Here is a 15,280-nt window from a genome sequence, read left to right as displayed (position 1 = left end):
TTAGGCCGATTTTTATTTTCAGTTTTAAGAAAATCATCACACAGCCAGCCTCTTAAAGCAAAAATTAAAGGGTTTTCAGGACGTGGGTGACGATGCCCCAAATGAGTAAATCGTTGTCTTCGGTCACTTTTATGGGTTCGTAGGTGTTGTTTTCGGGCACCAAATACACACAGTCTTTTTCAATCTGAATCCGTTTTACGGTAAACTCTCCGTCAATAAAACAAACGGCAATTTTGTTGTGGGCGGGTTCTAAACTCCGGTCAATCACTAAAATATCTCCGTCGTCGATACCGGCCCCAATCATCGAATTGCCACTGGCTTTAGCGTAAAAGGTGGCTTCTTTGTGTTTGATTACGATCTTGTCCAGACTGATTTTCGTGCCGTCAAAATCCGCCGCAGGGGAAGGAAATCCGGCTTTGATGCCGCTGCTCACAAAAGGCACTTCGGAAGGATTGTTTTCCTCCGGTTGAAATACGGTTATTTTGGTCTGGTCGGCTAACATTTTACGGTAATGATGTCTTTGATATCGGTGGTGTAATTTTTCGACAGGAAATTTTGGTTCATAATCCAGGTATGCTGCAGGTCCTGATTGCCCAAGCGGATTTTACGCTGTCCGATTTTCGCATGATATTGGTCAATCGCTTCCATGAGTTGCTGATGCTTCGGATTTTCCTCTTCAAACAAATGGAACTGTTTCTGGTGCTGCGGAATGATTTGCGTCACAATCACGCCGGCTTTCATATAGACTTGATTCGGCTCATAAATTTTCTCCAACATGTCCACTGCTGTTTGGCTAAGGGTTAAGTTGGAATTGGTCGCAAACGGCAGTATTTCGGTTCGGCTGTAATAAGTCCTTCCGGTGGTTTTATGCGGATCTTTGGCCAGAAATACGTTGATGGAATAGCAACACGAATTTTGTTTGCGGAGCTTTTCGGCACACACGGTCGCAAAAGTGGAAACACGCTCTTTCAAATCGTCCAGCTTTGTGAGTTTGGTTTTAAAACTGCGGGTGATGGCGATGCTTTTCTTGGTTTGCGGCGGTGTTTCCAAATCCAGTACAGGAATGCCTTGGAGTTCGCTCAGCATGCGTTTGCCCAATACGCCCATGGTGGTTTTGATCCAGGCTTCGTTTTCGGGTTGTATAAAATCGTGGGCGGTGAGGATGTTTTTCGCCTTCATTTTTTTGTTGAGCCGGTAACCGATGCCCCAAACGTCACCGATTTTCGTCCATTTCAGGGCTTTGATCCGTTTTTCATCGGTATCGATTACATAAACACCCGAAGTTTTTTCGGGAAACTTTTTAGCAATCCGGTTGGCCATTTTGGATAAGGTTTTGGTAGGGGCGATGCCCACACAAACGGGTAAACCCAGCCATTTCCGGATGTGTTTTCGGATTTGCAGGCCGTAAGCATGGTAGTCGGCTACGGAAATGCCATCGAAATTTAAAAAGGCTTCGTCGATGCTGTAATTTTCCACATTTGGGGTGTAGTAGTGCAGTATGTCCATCACGCGTCCGCTGAGGTCGCCATACAACGTATAATTGGACGAAAAAACAAGGATGTTGTGCTTGCGGAGTTGCTCCCGAACCTGAAATTCCGGAGCGCCCATCGGAATGCCGAGAGCTTTGGCTTCTTCACTGCGCGAGATGATGCAACCGTCGTTATTGGACAAAACCACGATCGGTTTTCCTACAAACTGCGGCTGAAACACACGCTCACACGAAGCGTAAAAATTATTGCAATCGACTAACGCATACATAGCGTAAAGGTACGGAGAAAATGAAAAAAGGCCGCTCAAATTTATGAACAGCCTTTTCTATGATAAGTTGTTTTCTTTTAGAACAAATCCATCAACGCAGAAGGGAAAAGTCCGATGGCAATGTTCAGACCGATAGCCAAAACCGCCACGATGTAAAATTCAAACGGTACTTTTGCCGGCTCTTCCGTAGCTTCTTTGGTGTACATCGCACTGACTACTTTGAAGTAGTAATACACGGCAATCATCGAGTTGATGACTCCGGCAATCACCAAAACCAACCAGCCGGCGTTTAATACCTGATTCAACAGGAAAAATTTCGCAAAGAATCCGGAGAAAATCGGAATACCGGCCATGGATAAGAGGGAAGCTGTCAGAATTCCTGCCATAAGCGGATTTCTTTTTCCCAAACCGTTGAAATTCTCGATATTTTCGTTGTCTTTTCCTTTACAAACGTATATAACTACTGTAAAGGCAGCGATACCGGCTAAACCGTAAGCGGCCGTATAGTAGAATAAACTTCCGGTAGCGTTTTGTAGGTTCAGCAAAGCCATCACCATAAAACCGGCGTGGGAAATCCCCGAAAAGGCCAGCATTCTTTTGATATTGTTCTGACGTAACGCCATAATATTACCTACCGTCATCGAAGCAATCGATACAATGACGATTACCAATTCGTATTCGAATTTCATATTGCCGTTCATCGCCATGTTCAATTTGAAGAACGTAGCCATTGCGGTAACTTTTGCCAAGGTACTCATGGTAGCCGTGGTCAGCGTCGGTGCTCCTTCGTACACGTCCGGTGCCCAGAAATGGAACGGAACGGTGGCAATTTTGAACAACATTCCTACGGTGATCATGGAAACCCCGATATAAAACCAGTCTACTGTAGTGGCAGAATTGGACGCTTCGTAAATCATATCCATGTCGAATGAACCTACCGCGCCGTAAACCAAGGCGATTCCGAAAAGGATGATTCCCGAAGCAAACGAGCCCATCAGGAAGTATTTCATACCCGCTTCGTTGCTTTTTACGTTCAGACGGTCGCTTCCCGCTAAAATATAAAGCGCGATGGAAAGGACTTCAATCCCTAAAAAGAACATCGCCAGGTTTCCGAACGACACCATGGAAACGGATCCTGCCAAAAGGAACAGTTTGATGGAAACGAAATCGGAAATTTTGGAAGCTCTTTCTTGGTAAAAATCGGCGCTCAAAGCGATTAAGAAAATCGTCAAAACAATAAACAGACTGGAGAAAGCCACCGTAAAGTTGTTGACTTTAATCATGTTGTTGTAATGACTTTCGGTTACGCCGAATTCAGTTACAGTCAGACCTAAAGTTGCGATTAGTCCGGCAAGGGTTACAGGAATAATGGCTTTTCTTAAGTTGAAAATTTCAGCTAAAAGGACGATAACGCCTAAAACTGCAATTGCTATAAGTGTATTCATTCTGTAGGTCTAAATTATTTAACGTGTACTAAAATTTCCTGGATGCTTGGTGTGATCAGCTCGATAATTGGTTTCGGATACAATCCGAAGAACAGTAGAAAACCGATAATGGCCACGAATACGATGCCTTCCGATACCGTTACATCGGCGAACATTTTGGCATTGGTTTCACCTAACATCGCATGCTGGAACATTCGCAACATGTAAAACGCTCCCAATATAATTGTCGTTCCACCAATAACGGCGAACACCATGTTTTCTGTAGACAAACTGTACAAAACAGTAAATTCCCCCACGAAGTTGAACGTTCCCGGCAAGGCCACAGAAGCCAACACCAAAATCATGAACATCGAAGCAAATTTCGGTGTCTGCTGACGAATTCCACCCATCTCGCTGATGGTTCGGGTTTCGTAACGACGGTAGATTACTTCGGCAGCGAAGAACAAACCAACAATCACAAAACCGTGGGCAATCATCTGTAAAACCGCTCCGCGCAAACCGTCCATATTCATGGCATAACATCCGGCTGCAATCAAACCAACGTGTGCTAAGGAAGAATAGGCTAATAATTTTTTTAAGTCTTTTTGTTTTAAGGCTACGATAGAACCGTATACTACGCCAGCAAGCGCCAGTCCGATGATGATGTACTGTAATTCCTTTGCGGCGTTTGGTGCCAAAGGCAATTGCCAACGCAATACAGAGTACAATCCCATTTTCAGCATGATACCGGACAACAACATGGTTCCGATGGTTGGCGCTTTCTGGTACACATTAGCCTGCCACGTGTGGAACGGAATCAAAGGAATTTTGATGGCATACGCTAAGAAGAAAGCTAAGAAAATCCAAAATTGTTCTGTTGCGGATAAGTCCAATCCTACCAACACATCCCATTTAAAAGTACCTGCTTTTTGGTACAAGTAGATGAAGGCCGCCAACATGAACAACGATCCTGCGAAGGTGTAGATGAAGAACTTGATCACGGCTTTTTTGCGTGCTTCCGCATCACCGTTACCCCAAATCAAAGCAATGAAGTAAATCGGGATTAACGAAAGTTCCCAGAAAATGTAATAAACAAAACCGTCTGAGGCCAAGAAAGTACCAATCATAGCAAACGCCATGAACAATACCAAAGCATAGAAATTTTTTGCGTTATTGAAGTTATTTCCAAAACCGGAAAGTACAATCAAAGGGGTTAAAGCGGTGGTCAAAAGGACCATCGCTATGGATAAACCGTCTGCTTTTAAGGCAAACAAGACATTAGGATTTTTAATCCATTGTGCCGAAAAACTGATATCGGTTCCCTGTGAAAACTGGTTGAGAAGTGCCAACGAAACACCTAAGGCTGCCACACTGAAAAATAGGGCTACTTTGGAAGCGATCGCATTTCCAGAAAAATACGTGGCTACGGCTCCGATGAATAAAAGTATGAGTAATAGAGTTACGTCCATTTTTATGAGATTATCGTACAAAGAATAAATAATACACTATCGAGCAAAGACCGAATACAAAGGCGAACAGGTAGAAACCGATGTTTCCGTTCTGCATTTTTTTCCCTTGTAAAGCCAGGCCGTCGGCTACGGTTCCGAAACCGAAAACGATATTGGAAAGCCCTTTTTCGATATAGTCGCGGGAGAATTTTGCCAAAGCGTAAATCGGTTTTACGATTACGGCCATATAGATTTCGTCCAAATAGAATTTATTGGCCAATACTTTGTGCAAGCCCTGCACTTTATCGTCGGCTTCCGGCACTTGTTTTTTGCTGATGTACATGCTGTAAGCGATACCGATTCCGATCAAAGCACCAACCGTTGCAATTCCCATAAGCATATAAGCCGTGTTGTCCAAATGATGCGCTTCATGACCTTTGAACAACGGTGCCAAATAATGGTTCAGCCAGTTGTTTCCCGGTAAATTGATTGCTCCTCCAATCGCTGCTAAAACAGCCAAAACGATTAAAGGAACCGTAATTAAAGCCGGACTTTCGTGTAAATGATGTTTTTGTTCTTCCGTACCTCTGAATTCCCCGAAGAACGTCAGGAACATCAATCGAAACATATAGAAAGCCGTCATGATAGAAGCAATCGATCCCAATACCCATAAAACAGTATTGCCGTGGAATGCGGTTAATAAGATTTCATCTTTAGACCAGAATCCTGCAAACGGGAAGATTCCTGAAATGGCTAAAGTTGAGATTAGCATGGTAATAAAAGTAACTGGCATCGCTTTGCGCAGTCCACCCATGTTTCGCATATCCTGCTCACCGTGTAATGCGTGAATCACTGAACCCGAACCTAAGAACAAACAAGCTTTGAAGAAGGCATGTGTAATCACGTGGAATACCGCTACTTCATAAGCGCCTAGCCCCAAAGCTAAGAACATCAATCCTAATTGTGATACGGTTGAGTAAGCCAATACTTTTTTAATGTCGTTTTGAACTAATCCGATAGCAGCTGCTACTAAAGCGGTAAATACCCCAACAACTGCAATGATCATTTTTACATCCGGAGCCAATTCAAACAAGAAGTTCAAACGGGTGATCATGAAAATACCGGCAGTTACCATCGTAGCCGCGTGGATCAAAGCCGAAACCGGAGTTGGTCCCGCCATCGCATCTGGTAACCAAGTATACAATGGAATTTGAGCCGATTTACCCGAAGCTCCGATGAACAAACACAAGGCTGCCGTTCCGATTAAAGCTAGATTTGCGGTACCGTTACCGGCCAAAATGGCTTGTTTTAAAGCAACGAAATCCAAGGTGTTGAACAAATACCCGATGATGAAGATTCCGATTAAGAAACCTAAATCCCCGATACGGTTCATGATGAAAGCTTTTTTAGCCGCATCGTTGTAGTCCTGGTTTTTGTACCAGAATCCGATAAGCAGATAAGAGCACAATCCAACGCCCTCCCATCCGATGAACATGATTAACAAATTACTTCCCGCCACCAACATGATCATGAAGAACACGAACAGGTTCAGGTAAGAGAAGAATTTGTGTGTATTCTCATCGTCGTGCATGTAACTGATCGAATACAGGTGAATCAGCGCACCGATTCCTGTAACAAACATCAGCCATAATAACGACAACTGATCTAATAAAATGTCAAAACCAATGCTGAATTTTCCCATCGCAATCCAATCGAACAAATGAATGTTGATGGCTTCTTTGGTGGAGTTCACCTGCATAAAGAAAATTACCGTAGCAATAAAAGAAGCGACAACAGCCAACGTTCCCAAAACGCCTGAACCGGTTCTGCCGAATTGCTTCCCTAAAAATACATTAGATAAAAACCCAACAAACGGGGCCAACAATAAGAGTAAAACTAAACTTGTCTCCATTCGGGCTTATCCTTTTAAATTCTTTAAATTGTCAATATCTACGGATCCGTGATTTCTGAAAATGGAAACCAGAATCGCTAAACCAACTGCTACTTCGGCTGCAGCTACCGCCATCGAGAAAAACACGAACACTTGTCCGGAGGCATCCTGATGATAGGTGGAGAAGGCAACCAGCATCATGTTCACGGCATTCAGCATGATCTCAATCGACATGAACATTACAATGGCGTTTCTTCTTAATAAAATTCCGAAAACCCCTATACTGAATAATAAGGCGGACAGGTATAAGTAGGTTTCTACCCCAATTTCTTTTAAAATCGTTTCCATATTATTTCAGGCTTTTTTCTTTATCTTTTTTGGATATCAATACCGCTCCGATCATCGCCACCAATAACAACACGGAAGCAAATTCAAACGGTACCATATATTCGTTCAACAATACTTTTCCAAGCACTTTAATCGACTGGAAGTCTTCTCCGGAGTAGTAGTAGCTTTCCACCACCGGTTTGGTGCGCAATAGTCCGGCCAACAATACCAGTCCAACCAAGCAGAAAGCAATGGTGGCGGCTATTTTGGCGGCAATCGGTTTATGCGATTCGTCGTCTTTGTTCAGGTTCATCAACATGATGGTGAACAACATCAGAATCATGATGGCACCCGAATACACGATGATATGTACAATGGCTAAAAACTGAGCGTTCAGTAACAGATAATGTCCGGCGATTGAAAAGAAACAAACTACCAAAGACAAAGCGCTGTGAATTGGGTTTCTGCTGAAAATAGTCAGTAAAGCAGTTCCAAGGGTAACAGCCGCTAATGCGTAAAAAATAATTTCTCCCATTCCCATATTAACTCAGCTGATTTTGACGGTTTTTCATAGCCTCGGTAAGCGGCATCACTAATTTATCTTTTCCGAAAATGAAATCTTCACGTTTGCTGGCCGAAGGTACCATCACTTTGGTTTCGGTTAAGTAAATCGCGTCTTTCGGACACGCTTCCTCACACAAACCGCAGAAAATGCAACGCAGCATGTTGATTTCATAGATTTCGGCATATTTTTCCTCACGGTATAACAATTCTTCTCCCGGTTTTCTCTCGGCTGCCTTCATGGTGATGGCTTCGGCCGGACAAGCCACGGCGCACATTCCGCAAGCGGTACAGTTTTCACGGCCCAACTCGTCGCGTTTTAACATGTGCTGTCCACGGTATACCGGGCTGAGCGGACGTTTTTCTTCCGGATATTTAATGGTTACTTTTCTTTGGAACAAGTGACGGATGGTAATCATCAATCCCTTGAAGATTGCAACCAGATACAGGCTTTCCCAGAAGGTCATCTTCTTGTTGGAAACCTCTTTTTTCTTTCCTGATAATGAAATGGTATCTAATGACATGCTTTCAGTTTTATTGGGTTAGTACAATTACCAATCCCGTAATAACAATGTTCGCGATGGCTAATGGAATCAGCATTTTCCATCCTAAATTCATCAACTGGTCGTAACGGAAACGCGGAATCGTCCAACGCACCCACATATAGAAGAAGATGAAGAAACAGATTTTAACAAACAAGGCGATGATTCCTAAGATGTTCGCCACGTTCACGCCCCAGTTTTCCACGGCCCACTGGAAGCCCGGATAATTGTAAGCTCCGAAATATAAAATAGCCAGAATTGCCGAAGAGATGAACATCGCCGCATATTCCCCGAACAAATAGAAGCCCATTTTCATGGAGGAATATTCGGTATGGTGACCACCGATCAGCTCGGCCTCACATTCCGCTAAGTCAAAAGGCGTTCTGTTGGTTTCGGCAAACGAACAAACCAAGAAAATAAGGAAACTCAGTGGGTGTTTGAACACATTCCAGGTAAACCAGCCGTCGTTCCAGAAACCGGACTGTTGCGCTGCGATTTCACGTACACTCAAAGTACCGGTCGCCATGATTAAAGCGATAATGGCTAATCCCATGGCCACTTCATAGGAAATCATCTGGGAAGAGGCGCGCATGGCACTCATCAATGAGAATTTGTTGTTGGACGCCCAACCTCCGATCATAATCCCGTAAACTCCAACCGATAAAACGGCGAAGATGTACAACATGGCCACATCGATATCCGTAGCCTGTAAGATTACCGTTCTGCCTCCGATTTCCAGTTTGTCACCCCAAGGAATAACGGCACTGGTCATCAACGCCATCGACATGGAAATCGCCGGACCTAACACGAACAAGAAGGTGTTTTGGGTGCTCGGCATGAACTCTTCTTTGGCGAAAAGTTTCAAACCATCGGCCAAAGGTTGTAAAATTCCTCCTTTACCGGCACGGTTCGGACCGATACGGTCTTGTAACCACGCGGCGATTTTACGCTCGGCAAGGGTAGAGTACATCGCCATAAACATCGTTATCGCGAATACCGCCAGGATAAAAATCCCTTTTTCTATGATAATTGCACTGTCCATGTCTTATGAATTTGAATTACCATTAGTTTTCTCCGGAACTTCCACCATACTGATGCGTTTCTGATCCTGCTCGCGTCCTTCCAGAATGTGTTTTTCGGTTCGGATTTCCACTTTTGGCGGATGCAGGGCATATTTGTTGCGGTTGATTACCGAGAACTTCTCAAATCGGCGAGGTCCTTCGATAACCCAATCGCTTACGTCTTTTTTCTCGAATCGACAGGTGTTGCAGATGAATTCTTCCACTTCATGGAACTCGTCTTTACGGGCCGTTACACGCTGAATTTCATCACCGAACATCCAAACCGTGGTTTTACCGCAGCATTTGTCGCAATTTCTGTGCGCGTTGTACGGTTTGTTAAACCAAACTCTCGATTTGAAACGGAAGGTTTTATCGGTTAAAGCCCCAACCGGACATACGTCGATAACGTTTCCGGAGAATTCATTGTCAATCGCTTTGGACAAACAAGTCGAAATCTGTGCATGATCGCCGCGGCTGATTACCCCGTGAACTCTGCCGTCAGTTAGCTGATCGGCGGCTAAGACACAACGCTGACATAAAATGCAACGGTTCATGTGCAGTTGAATGTTCGGGCCGATATCTTCCGGTTCGAAGGTTCTTTTTTCCTCGATGAAACGCGTTTCGGATTTTCCGTGCTGGAAACTTAAATTCTGTAAATCGCATTCCCCGGCCTGATCACAAATCGGGCAGTCTAACGGGTGGTTGATCAGCAAAAACTCGGTAACCGATTTTCTGGCTTCTTCCACGCGGGCGGAATTTTTACTGTTTACTTCCATCCCGTCCATCACACCGGTAACACAGGATGCTACCAATTTAGGCATAGGAGTAGGGTTGGCGTCACTACCTTTGGTTACTTCCACCAGACAACAGCGACATTTGCCGCCACTTCCCTGTAATTTGGAGTAGTAGCACATCGCCGGCGGTACGGATTCGCCTCCAATCATTCGCGCAGCCTGTAGGATGGTGGTCCCCGGTTCTACGTGTATTTCCTGACCGTCTATTGTTACTTTCATTTTTTATACGGTTTAAAGTTCAAGGTTTAAAGTTTCAAGTCTCACTTTTGCCTTATCCCTTATCACTTTTTACTTTAATTATACTATTGTTTTTCCTACTAAGTGACGTACTTTTTCAAACGGTTCGTGTACGAAGTGGTCTCTGTTTTTTACTTTCTCTGGGAAACGAACGTGGTATTCAAATTCTTCTCTGAAGTGACGGATCGCCGCCGCAACAGGCCAAGAAGCCGCATCGCCTAACGGACAAATGGTATTTCCTTCGATTTTGCTCTGAATGCTCCACAACAGTTCGATGTCTTCCTCACGTCCGTGACCGTTTTCGATACGGTGTAAGATTTTCTCCAGCCATCCGGTTCCTTCACGACATGGGGTACACTGACCACACGATTCATGATGGTAGAAACGGGAGAAATTCCAGGTGTTACGCACGATACAGGTGGTGTCGTTGTACACGATGAACCCTCCGGAACCTAACATGGAGCCTGTAGCGAAACCGCCGTCGGATAACGACTCATAGGTCATTAGACGGTCTTCTCCGTTGGCAGTTTTGAAGATTAAATTGGCAGGAAGAATCGGCACGGAAGAACCTCCCGGCACTAAAGCCTTTAATGGTCGGTCGTTTAACATGCCTCCTAAATATTCGTCGGAATTCATGAACTCGTCTACGGATAAGCCCAATTCGATTTCATAAACCCCTGGGTTTTTAATGTGTCCGGATGCGGAAATCAGCTTGGTTCCGGTAGAACGGCCGATTCCTATTTTTGCGTATTCTTCGCCCGAGTTCAGTACAATCCAAGGCACTGTGGCAATGGATTCCACGTTGTTTACCACGGTTGGGTTTTGCCATAATCCGTTAACTGCCGGGAAAGGCGGCTTGATTCTCGGGTTTCCTCTTTTACCTTCTAAGGATTCGATTAAGGCAGTTTCTTCACCGCAGATGTAGGCTCCTGCACCACAGTGCACGTGCAAATCCAAATCGTATCCGGTTCCTAAGATGTTTTTTCCTAACCATCCCGCCGCATAGGCTTCTTTGATGGCTCTTTCCAGAATTTTAAACACCCACATGTATTCCCCGCGGATGTAGATGTACGACAAATTAGCGCCTAAGGCATAACTGGACGTAATCATTCCCTCGATTAACAGGTGCGGGATGTATTCCATTAAGTAACGGTCTTTGAACGTACCCGGTTCGGATTCGTCGGCGTTACATACCAAATGTCTTGGTCTTCCTGATTTTTTGTCGATGAAACTCCATTTCAGTCCGGTAGGGAAACCGGCACCACCACGACCGCGTAAACCGGAAGTTTTTACTTCTTCGGTCACTTCATCGGGGGTCATCTGTTTCAGCGCTTTTTCCACGGATGCGTAGCCTCCGTTCTGGCGGTACACTTCGTAGGTTTTGATACCCGGAATGTTTATCTTATCTAATAATATCTTTCTTCCCATGGTATTATTTATCGTGTAACGTTATTTTACCGGCTCTGCAGTCGGCGATTAACTGGTCTACTTTTTCCTGGTTTAAATTCTCGTGGTAGAAATCCCCGATTTGCATCATAGGCGCATAACCACAGGCTCCGAGACATTCCACACCCACTACGGTAAACATACCGTCCACGGTAGTTTCACCTTCTTTAATGCCTAATTTGTTGCAGGTGTAGTCCATCAAATCTTCCACGCCGCGAGTGGCACAACAAGAGGTGCGGCAAAACTCGAACATGTATTTTCCGATGGGTTTTTGATTGAACATGGTGTAAAAAGAAACCACTTCGTACACTTCAATGGGCTTGATTTCTAAAATCTCGGCCACTTTGTCCTGCAGTTCGTAGCTTAGCCAGTTGTCGTGAGCGTCCTGAACTTCATGCAGTACCGGCAGTAAAGCCGATTTTTTCTTGTCTTCCGGATAATGGCTCAACAATTCGTTGATGCGGGCCATCAATTCCGGAGTAATGTTGATATCCTGTTTGTAGATATATTTTTCCATAATCATTAAGCGTCTAATTCTCCGGCGATAACGTTCAAACTCGATAAAGTCGCAATGGCATCGGATAACATTTGTCCTTTTACCATATCGTTAAACGCCTGATAATATATAAAACAAGGTCTTCTGAAATGCAGGCGGTATGGGGTACGGCTTCCGTCGGTAATCAGATAGAAACCTAGCTCCCCGTTACCGCCTTCTACCGCGTGGTATACTTCGGTTAACGGTACCGGCACTTCACCCATTACGATTTTAAAGTGCCAGATTAAAGATTCCATTGTAGAATACACATCTTCTTTCGGAGGAAGATAATATTCAGGAACATCTGCGTGGTATGGTCCTTCCGGTAATTTTGCCAAGGCTTGTTTGATGATGCTCAAACTTTCCCATACTTCTGCATTGCGCACGCAGAAACGGTCATACGTATCTCCCGATTGACCAACCGGAATGTTAAAGTCGAAATCTTCGTAGGAAGAATACGGTTGCATTACGCGAACGTCGTAATCCACACCGGCAGCACGTAGGTTTGGTCCTGTAAAGCCGTAACTGATGGCTTTTTCCGCGGAAATCGCTCCCACGTTGATGGTGCGGTCCATGAAGATTCGGTTTCGGGTCAATAAGTTTTCGAATTGTTCCCAGATTGGTGGGAATTCTTCTAAGAATTTGTTCAGTTTTTCCCAAACGGCCGGGCTCCAGTCTCTTTCGAAACCGCCGATACGGCCCATGTTGGTGGTTAAACGAGCCCCACAGATTTCCTCGTAAATTTCATAGATTTTTTCGCGGAACTGGAACACGTACAGGAATCCGGTTAAGGCTCCGGTGTCTACTCCTAATACGGAATTACAGATAATATGGTCTGCGATACGCGCCAATTCCATCACGATCACGCGCATGTATTGGACACGTTTCGGAACTTCAATGCCTAAGGCTTTTTCCAAGGTCATCCACCAGCACATGTTGTTGATCGGTGCCGAACAATAGTTCATACGGTCGGTCAATACAGTAATCTGATAGAATGGTCGGTTTTCTGCAATTTTTTCAAAAGCTCTGTGAATGTAACCAACGGTGCCTTCTCCGTCAACGATACGCTCTCCGTCCATTAACAGGATGTTCTGGAAAATTCCGTGGGTAGCCGGGTGCGTTGGCCCAAGATTCAAAACCGAAAGTTCACTTCCGTCTTCGTTTCTTCTTTTTTCGATTTCTTTGGCAAATCGTGCTTCCGGCGTTAATAATAGATCTGACATTTGGGTTGTTATTTCAGGTTACTATTAGCAGTTTTGTTTGGTTCTTCCGAAGAAACGGTCGTCTTTGTCGGTTCTTCCGCCGTCTTCCAACGGGAATTCTTTGCGCATCGGGAACACGGTCATTTCGTCCATGTTTAAAATGCGTTTTAACTGTGGATGTCCTTTAAAGATGATGCCGAAAAAATCGTAGGTTTCTCTCTCCTGCCAGTTGGCACCCAAGAATAGGGGCGTTACCGAATCAATTTCCGGATTGTCTCCGTTTAAGTAGCATTTGATGCGGATGCGAACGTTGTCCACCCAATTATGCATGTGATAGACTACGGCAAACTGACGCTCTTTTTCGTAATCTGGGTAGTGGATGCCGCAAACATCGGTCAGGAAGTTAAAACGCATCGTAGCATCGTCTCTTAAAAACTGCATGACTTCCAGGATGGAATCCGGTGCTACTTCAAAGGTGAAAATATCGTGAATCTGAATAAAATCGGAAACTTTTAATCCGAAGTTTTCAATCAGTTTGTTTTGTATTACTGAGGTTTCTAAGGCCATTGTTACTTGATGTTATAAGAACCTAATAAATCTTTGTATTCGTCGGAACTTCTTCGTCGCACCGATTCATTTTTTACAATTTCCTGTAATTTCATGATTCCGTCCAGAATTTGTTCTGGTCTTGGCGGACAACCCGGTACGTAAACATCCACCGGAATTACCTTGTCAATTCCCTGAAGTACAGAATACGTATCAAAAACCCCTCCCGAAGAAGCACAGGCGCCAACAGCGATAACCCATTTCGGTTCGGACATTTGTTCGTAAACCTGACGTAAAATCGGGGCCATTTTTTTAGCGATGGTTCCCATTACCAGCAACATATCGGCCTGACGCGGAGAGAAACTCATACGCTCGGATCCGAAACGTGCCACGTCATAGTGAGAAGCCATGGTGGCCATGAATTCGATACCGCAGCAAGAAGTAGCGAAAGGTAAAGGCCATAATGAATTTGCTCTTGCCAATCCTACCACATCGCTTAATTTGGTGGCAAAAAAACCTTCTCCCGCATAGCCTGCAGGCGGTTCTACCATTGTATATTTAGATGAATCGCTCATTGTCTTAATTTTTTATTCCCATTCTAAACCTCGCTTCTTGATTACGTAGTAAAACCCTACGACCAAAAGCCCCATGAAGATACCCATTTTAGCTAATCCTTCCCAGCCCATTTCTCTGAAATTTACGGCCCAAGGGTACATGAAGATTACCTCCACGTCGAAAAGAACGAACAGGATGGCAACTAAAAAGTATTTTACGGAAAAAGGAATACGTGCGTTTCCTACGGACTCAATCCCGCACTCGAAGTTTTTGTCTTTGTTGGCGGAATGTCTTTTTGGACCCAGAAGTCCCGAAATAACTATTGTAGTACCTACAAACCCTGTTGCTAAAAGCAGCTGCATAACAATAGGAATGTAGTCGATTTGGTTAGTTTGCATGTTTTTACTCTCTTAAAAGAAAATGAATTCACAAATATACATTCCTTATATTTATACGCAACGTAATTTTTTAATGATTTTTGCGTTTACACTCTTTTAAAGTTAAAACATATTTAGACTAATTACAAATAATTAACGTAGTGTTGTTAGTGTTTTTCTGAAATTTCTTAATAAAAAAACCGCCCCAATTTGGAGCGGTTTGTACATTCAGGTAATCAAAAATATATGTTAATCTTCGATAACAGCTACCTGAGCAGCTACCTTACCTTTTCTTCCTTCTTCTTCAACGTAAGAAACTTTAGTTCCTTCGCTTAAGCCTTCAGCTTTTAAACCTGTTGCGTGAACGAAAATGTCATTTCCGGTTTCATCGTCTGTAATGAACCCATATCCTTTGGATTCAATGAAAAATTTTACTTTGCCTGTGCGCATTCTGTAATAAAAAAATAATTAATAATAACCCAAAGATATACTTTTTTTTAAAACAAACAAGTTTTGGTAAAAAATTTTCAAAAAAAATGTTTAAGTTTTGAAAACTTTAAAGGGAAGTTAAGGAAT

17 protein-coding genes are annotated in these 15,280 nt (G+C 43.8%); all 17 read right to left on the bottom strand.

The window, feature by feature from the left end; translation table 11 throughout:
• Positions 1 to 64: 64 nt before the first annotated feature.
• On the bottom strand, positions 65 to 502 hold the full coding sequence (locus tag G498_RS0104755) for a LexA family protein (protein WP_026980106.1): 438 nt from the start codon (positions 500 to 502) through the stop codon (positions 65 to 67).
• Positions 496 to 1,758, bottom strand: coding sequence for a Y-family DNA polymerase (locus G498_RS0104750; protein ID WP_026980105.1), 1,263 nt, complete (start codon positions 1,756 to 1,758; stop codon positions 496 to 498). The genes G498_RS0104755 and G498_RS0104750 overlap by 7 nt, the downstream gene beginning before the upstream one ends.
• 77 nt (positions 1,759 to 1,835) lie before the next feature.
• Entirely contained in the window at positions 1,836 to 3,203 is a 1,368-nt protein-coding gene (locus G498_RS0104745) for an NADH-quinone oxidoreductase subunit N (RefSeq protein WP_026980104.1), read from the bottom strand.
• Between the two features lie 14 nt (positions 3,204 to 3,217).
• Positions 3,218 to 4,651: a complex I subunit 4 family protein gene (locus G498_RS0104740; protein WP_026980103.1), complete on the bottom strand. Its 1,434-nt coding sequence runs from the start codon at positions 4,649 to 4,651 to the stop codon at positions 3,218 to 3,220.
• Between the two features lie 10 nt (positions 4,652 to 4,661).
• Positions 4,662 to 6,542 (bottom strand): NADH-quinone oxidoreductase subunit L, encoded by a 1,881-nt coding sequence (gene nuoL, locus G498_RS0104735; protein ID WP_026980102.1) that lies wholly within the window; start codon positions 6,540 to 6,542, stop codon positions 4,662 to 4,664.
• Between the two features lie 6 nt (positions 6,543 to 6,548).
• Positions 6,549 to 6,869 (bottom strand): NADH-quinone oxidoreductase subunit NuoK, encoded by a 321-nt coding sequence (gene nuoK / locus G498_RS0104730; protein ID WP_026980101.1) that lies wholly within the window; start codon positions 6,867 to 6,869, stop codon positions 6,549 to 6,551.
• A gap of 1 nt (position 6,870) precedes the next feature.
• A complete protein-coding gene (locus tag G498_RS0104725) occupies positions 6,871 to 7,383 on the bottom strand; it encodes an NADH-quinone oxidoreductase subunit J family protein (RefSeq protein ID WP_026980100.1) in 513 nt (170 codons plus the stop codon).
• Positions 7,384 to 7,390: 7 nt separating this feature from the next.
• Entirely contained in the window at positions 7,391 to 7,933 is a 543-nt protein-coding gene (gene nuoI, locus G498_RS0104720) for an NADH-quinone oxidoreductase subunit NuoI (protein ID WP_026980099.1), read from the bottom strand.
• A 10-nt stretch (positions 7,934 to 7,943) separates the two neighbouring features.
• The gene (gene nuoH, locus G498_RS0104715; protein WP_026980098.1) at positions 7,944 to 8,993 is read right to left on the bottom strand and encodes an NADH-quinone oxidoreductase subunit NuoH; all 1,050 of its coding nucleotides are present in this window, start codon (positions 8,991 to 8,993) and stop codon (positions 7,944 to 7,946) included.
• 3 nt (positions 8,994 to 8,996) lie between these two features.
• A complete protein-coding gene (locus G498_RS0104710; protein WP_026980097.1) occupies positions 8,997 to 10,025 on the bottom strand; it encodes a 2Fe-2S iron-sulfur cluster-binding protein in 1,029 nt (342 codons plus the stop codon).
• A gap of 78 nt (positions 10,026 to 10,103) precedes the next feature.
• Positions 10,104 to 11,471 carry an NADH-quinone oxidoreductase subunit NuoF gene (gene nuoF / locus G498_RS0104705; RefSeq protein ID WP_026980096.1) on the bottom strand — a complete coding sequence of 456 codons (1,368 nt, stop codon included), beginning with the start codon at positions 11,469 to 11,471 and terminating at the stop codon, positions 10,104 to 10,106.
• 4 nt (positions 11,472 to 11,475) lie between these two features.
• On the bottom strand, positions 11,476 to 12,006 hold the full coding sequence (locus G498_RS0104700; RefSeq protein WP_026980095.1) for an NADH-quinone oxidoreductase subunit NuoE family protein: 531 nt from the start codon (positions 12,004 to 12,006) through the stop codon (positions 11,476 to 11,478).
• 5 nt (positions 12,007 to 12,011) lie between these two features.
• The gene (locus G498_RS0104695) at positions 12,012 to 13,247 is read right to left on the bottom strand and encodes an NADH-quinone oxidoreductase subunit D (RefSeq protein WP_026980094.1); all 1,236 of its coding nucleotides are present in this window, start codon (positions 13,245 to 13,247) and stop codon (positions 12,012 to 12,014) included.
• Between the two features lie 24 nt (positions 13,248 to 13,271).
• Positions 13,272 to 13,793 carry an NADH-quinone oxidoreductase subunit C gene (locus G498_RS0104690; protein WP_026980093.1) on the bottom strand — a complete coding sequence of 174 codons (522 nt, stop codon included), beginning with the start codon at positions 13,791 to 13,793 and terminating at the stop codon, positions 13,272 to 13,274.
• A gap of 2 nt (positions 13,794 to 13,795) precedes the next feature.
• Complete coding sequence (locus G498_RS0104685; protein ID WP_026980092.1) at positions 13,796 to 14,347, bottom strand: NADH-quinone oxidoreductase subunit B; 552 nt, start codon at positions 14,345 to 14,347, stop codon at positions 13,796 to 13,798.
• A 12-nt stretch (positions 14,348 to 14,359) separates the two neighbouring features.
• Positions 14,360 to 14,725, bottom strand: coding sequence for an NADH-quinone oxidoreductase subunit A (locus G498_RS0104680; protein ID WP_026980091.1), 366 nt, complete (start codon positions 14,723 to 14,725; stop codon positions 14,360 to 14,362).
• A 228-nt stretch (positions 14,726 to 14,953) separates the two neighbouring features.
• Positions 14,954 to 15,154 carry a cold-shock protein gene (locus G498_RS0104675; protein WP_026980090.1) on the bottom strand — a complete coding sequence of 67 codons (201 nt, stop codon included), beginning with the start codon at positions 15,152 to 15,154 and terminating at the stop codon, positions 14,954 to 14,956.
• Positions 15,155 to 15,280 lie beyond the last annotated feature (126 nt).

This window comes from Flavobacterium suncheonense GH29-5 = DSM 17707, from assembly GCF_000430025.1.
GTDB lineage: Bacteria > Bacteroidota > Bacteroidia > Flavobacteriales > Flavobacteriaceae > Flavobacterium > Flavobacterium suncheonense.
This window is presented reverse-complemented; position numbering and strand designations above follow the sequence as displayed.

Coding starts and splice junctions, on each gene's coding strand:
- nuoI (WP_026980099.1), bottom strand. CDS start 7,933: ATGTCATTAGATACCATTTCATTATCAGGAAAGAAAAAAGAGGTTTCC.
- nuoL (WP_026980102.1), bottom strand. CDS start 6,542: ATGGAGACAAGTTTAGTTTTACTCTTATTGTTGGCCCCGTTTGTTGGG.
- G498_RS0104690 (WP_026980093.1), bottom strand. CDS start 13,793: ATGGCCTTAGAAACCTCAGTAATACAAAACAAACTGATTGAAAACTTC.
- nuoH (WP_026980098.1), bottom strand. CDS start 8,993: ATGGACAGTGCAATTATCATAGAAAAAGGGATTTTTATCCTGGCGGTA.
- G498_RS0104745 (WP_026980104.1), bottom strand. CDS start 3,203: ATGAATACACTTATAGCAATTGCAGTTTTAGGCGTTATCGTCCTTTTA.
- G498_RS0104695 (WP_026980094.1), bottom strand. CDS start 13,247: ATGTCAGATCTATTATTAACGCCGGAAGCACGATTTGCCAAAGAAATC.
- nuoF (WP_026980096.1), bottom strand. CDS start 11,471: ATGGGAAGAAAGATATTATTAGATAAGATAAACATTCCGGGTATCAAA.
- G498_RS0104710 (WP_026980097.1), bottom strand. CDS start 10,025: ATGAAAGTAACAATAGACGGTCAGGAAATACACGTAGAACCGGGGACC.
- G498_RS0104725 (WP_026980100.1), bottom strand. CDS start 7,383: ATGGGAGAAATTATTTTTTACGCATTAGCGGCTGTTACCCTTGGAACT.
- G498_RS0104700 (WP_026980095.1), bottom strand. CDS start 12,006: ATGGAAAAATATATCTACAAACAGGATATCAACATTACTCCGGAATTG.
- G498_RS0104750 (WP_026980105.1), bottom strand. CDS start 1,758: ATGTATGCGTTAGTCGATTGCAATAATTTTTACGCTTCGTGTGAGCGT.
- G498_RS0104685 (WP_026980092.1), bottom strand. CDS start 14,347: ATGAGCGATTCATCTAAATATACAATGGTAGAACCGCCTGCAGGCTAT.
- G498_RS0104740 (WP_026980103.1), bottom strand. CDS start 4,651: ATGGACGTAACTCTATTACTCATACTTTTATTCATCGGAGCCGTAGCC.
- G498_RS0104675 (WP_026980090.1), bottom strand. CDS start 15,154: ATGCGCACAGGCAAAGTAAAATTTTTCATTGAATCCAAAGGATATGGG.
- G498_RS0104755 (WP_026980106.1), bottom strand. CDS start 502: ATGTTAGCCGACCAGACCAAAATAACCGTATTTCAACCGGAGGAAAAC.
- nuoK (WP_026980101.1), bottom strand. CDS start 6,869: ATGGAAACGATTTTAAAAGAAATTGGGGTAGAAACCTACTTATACCTG.
- G498_RS0104680 (WP_026980091.1), bottom strand. CDS start 14,725: ATGCAAACTAACCAAATCGACTACATTCCTATTGTTATGCAGCTGCTT.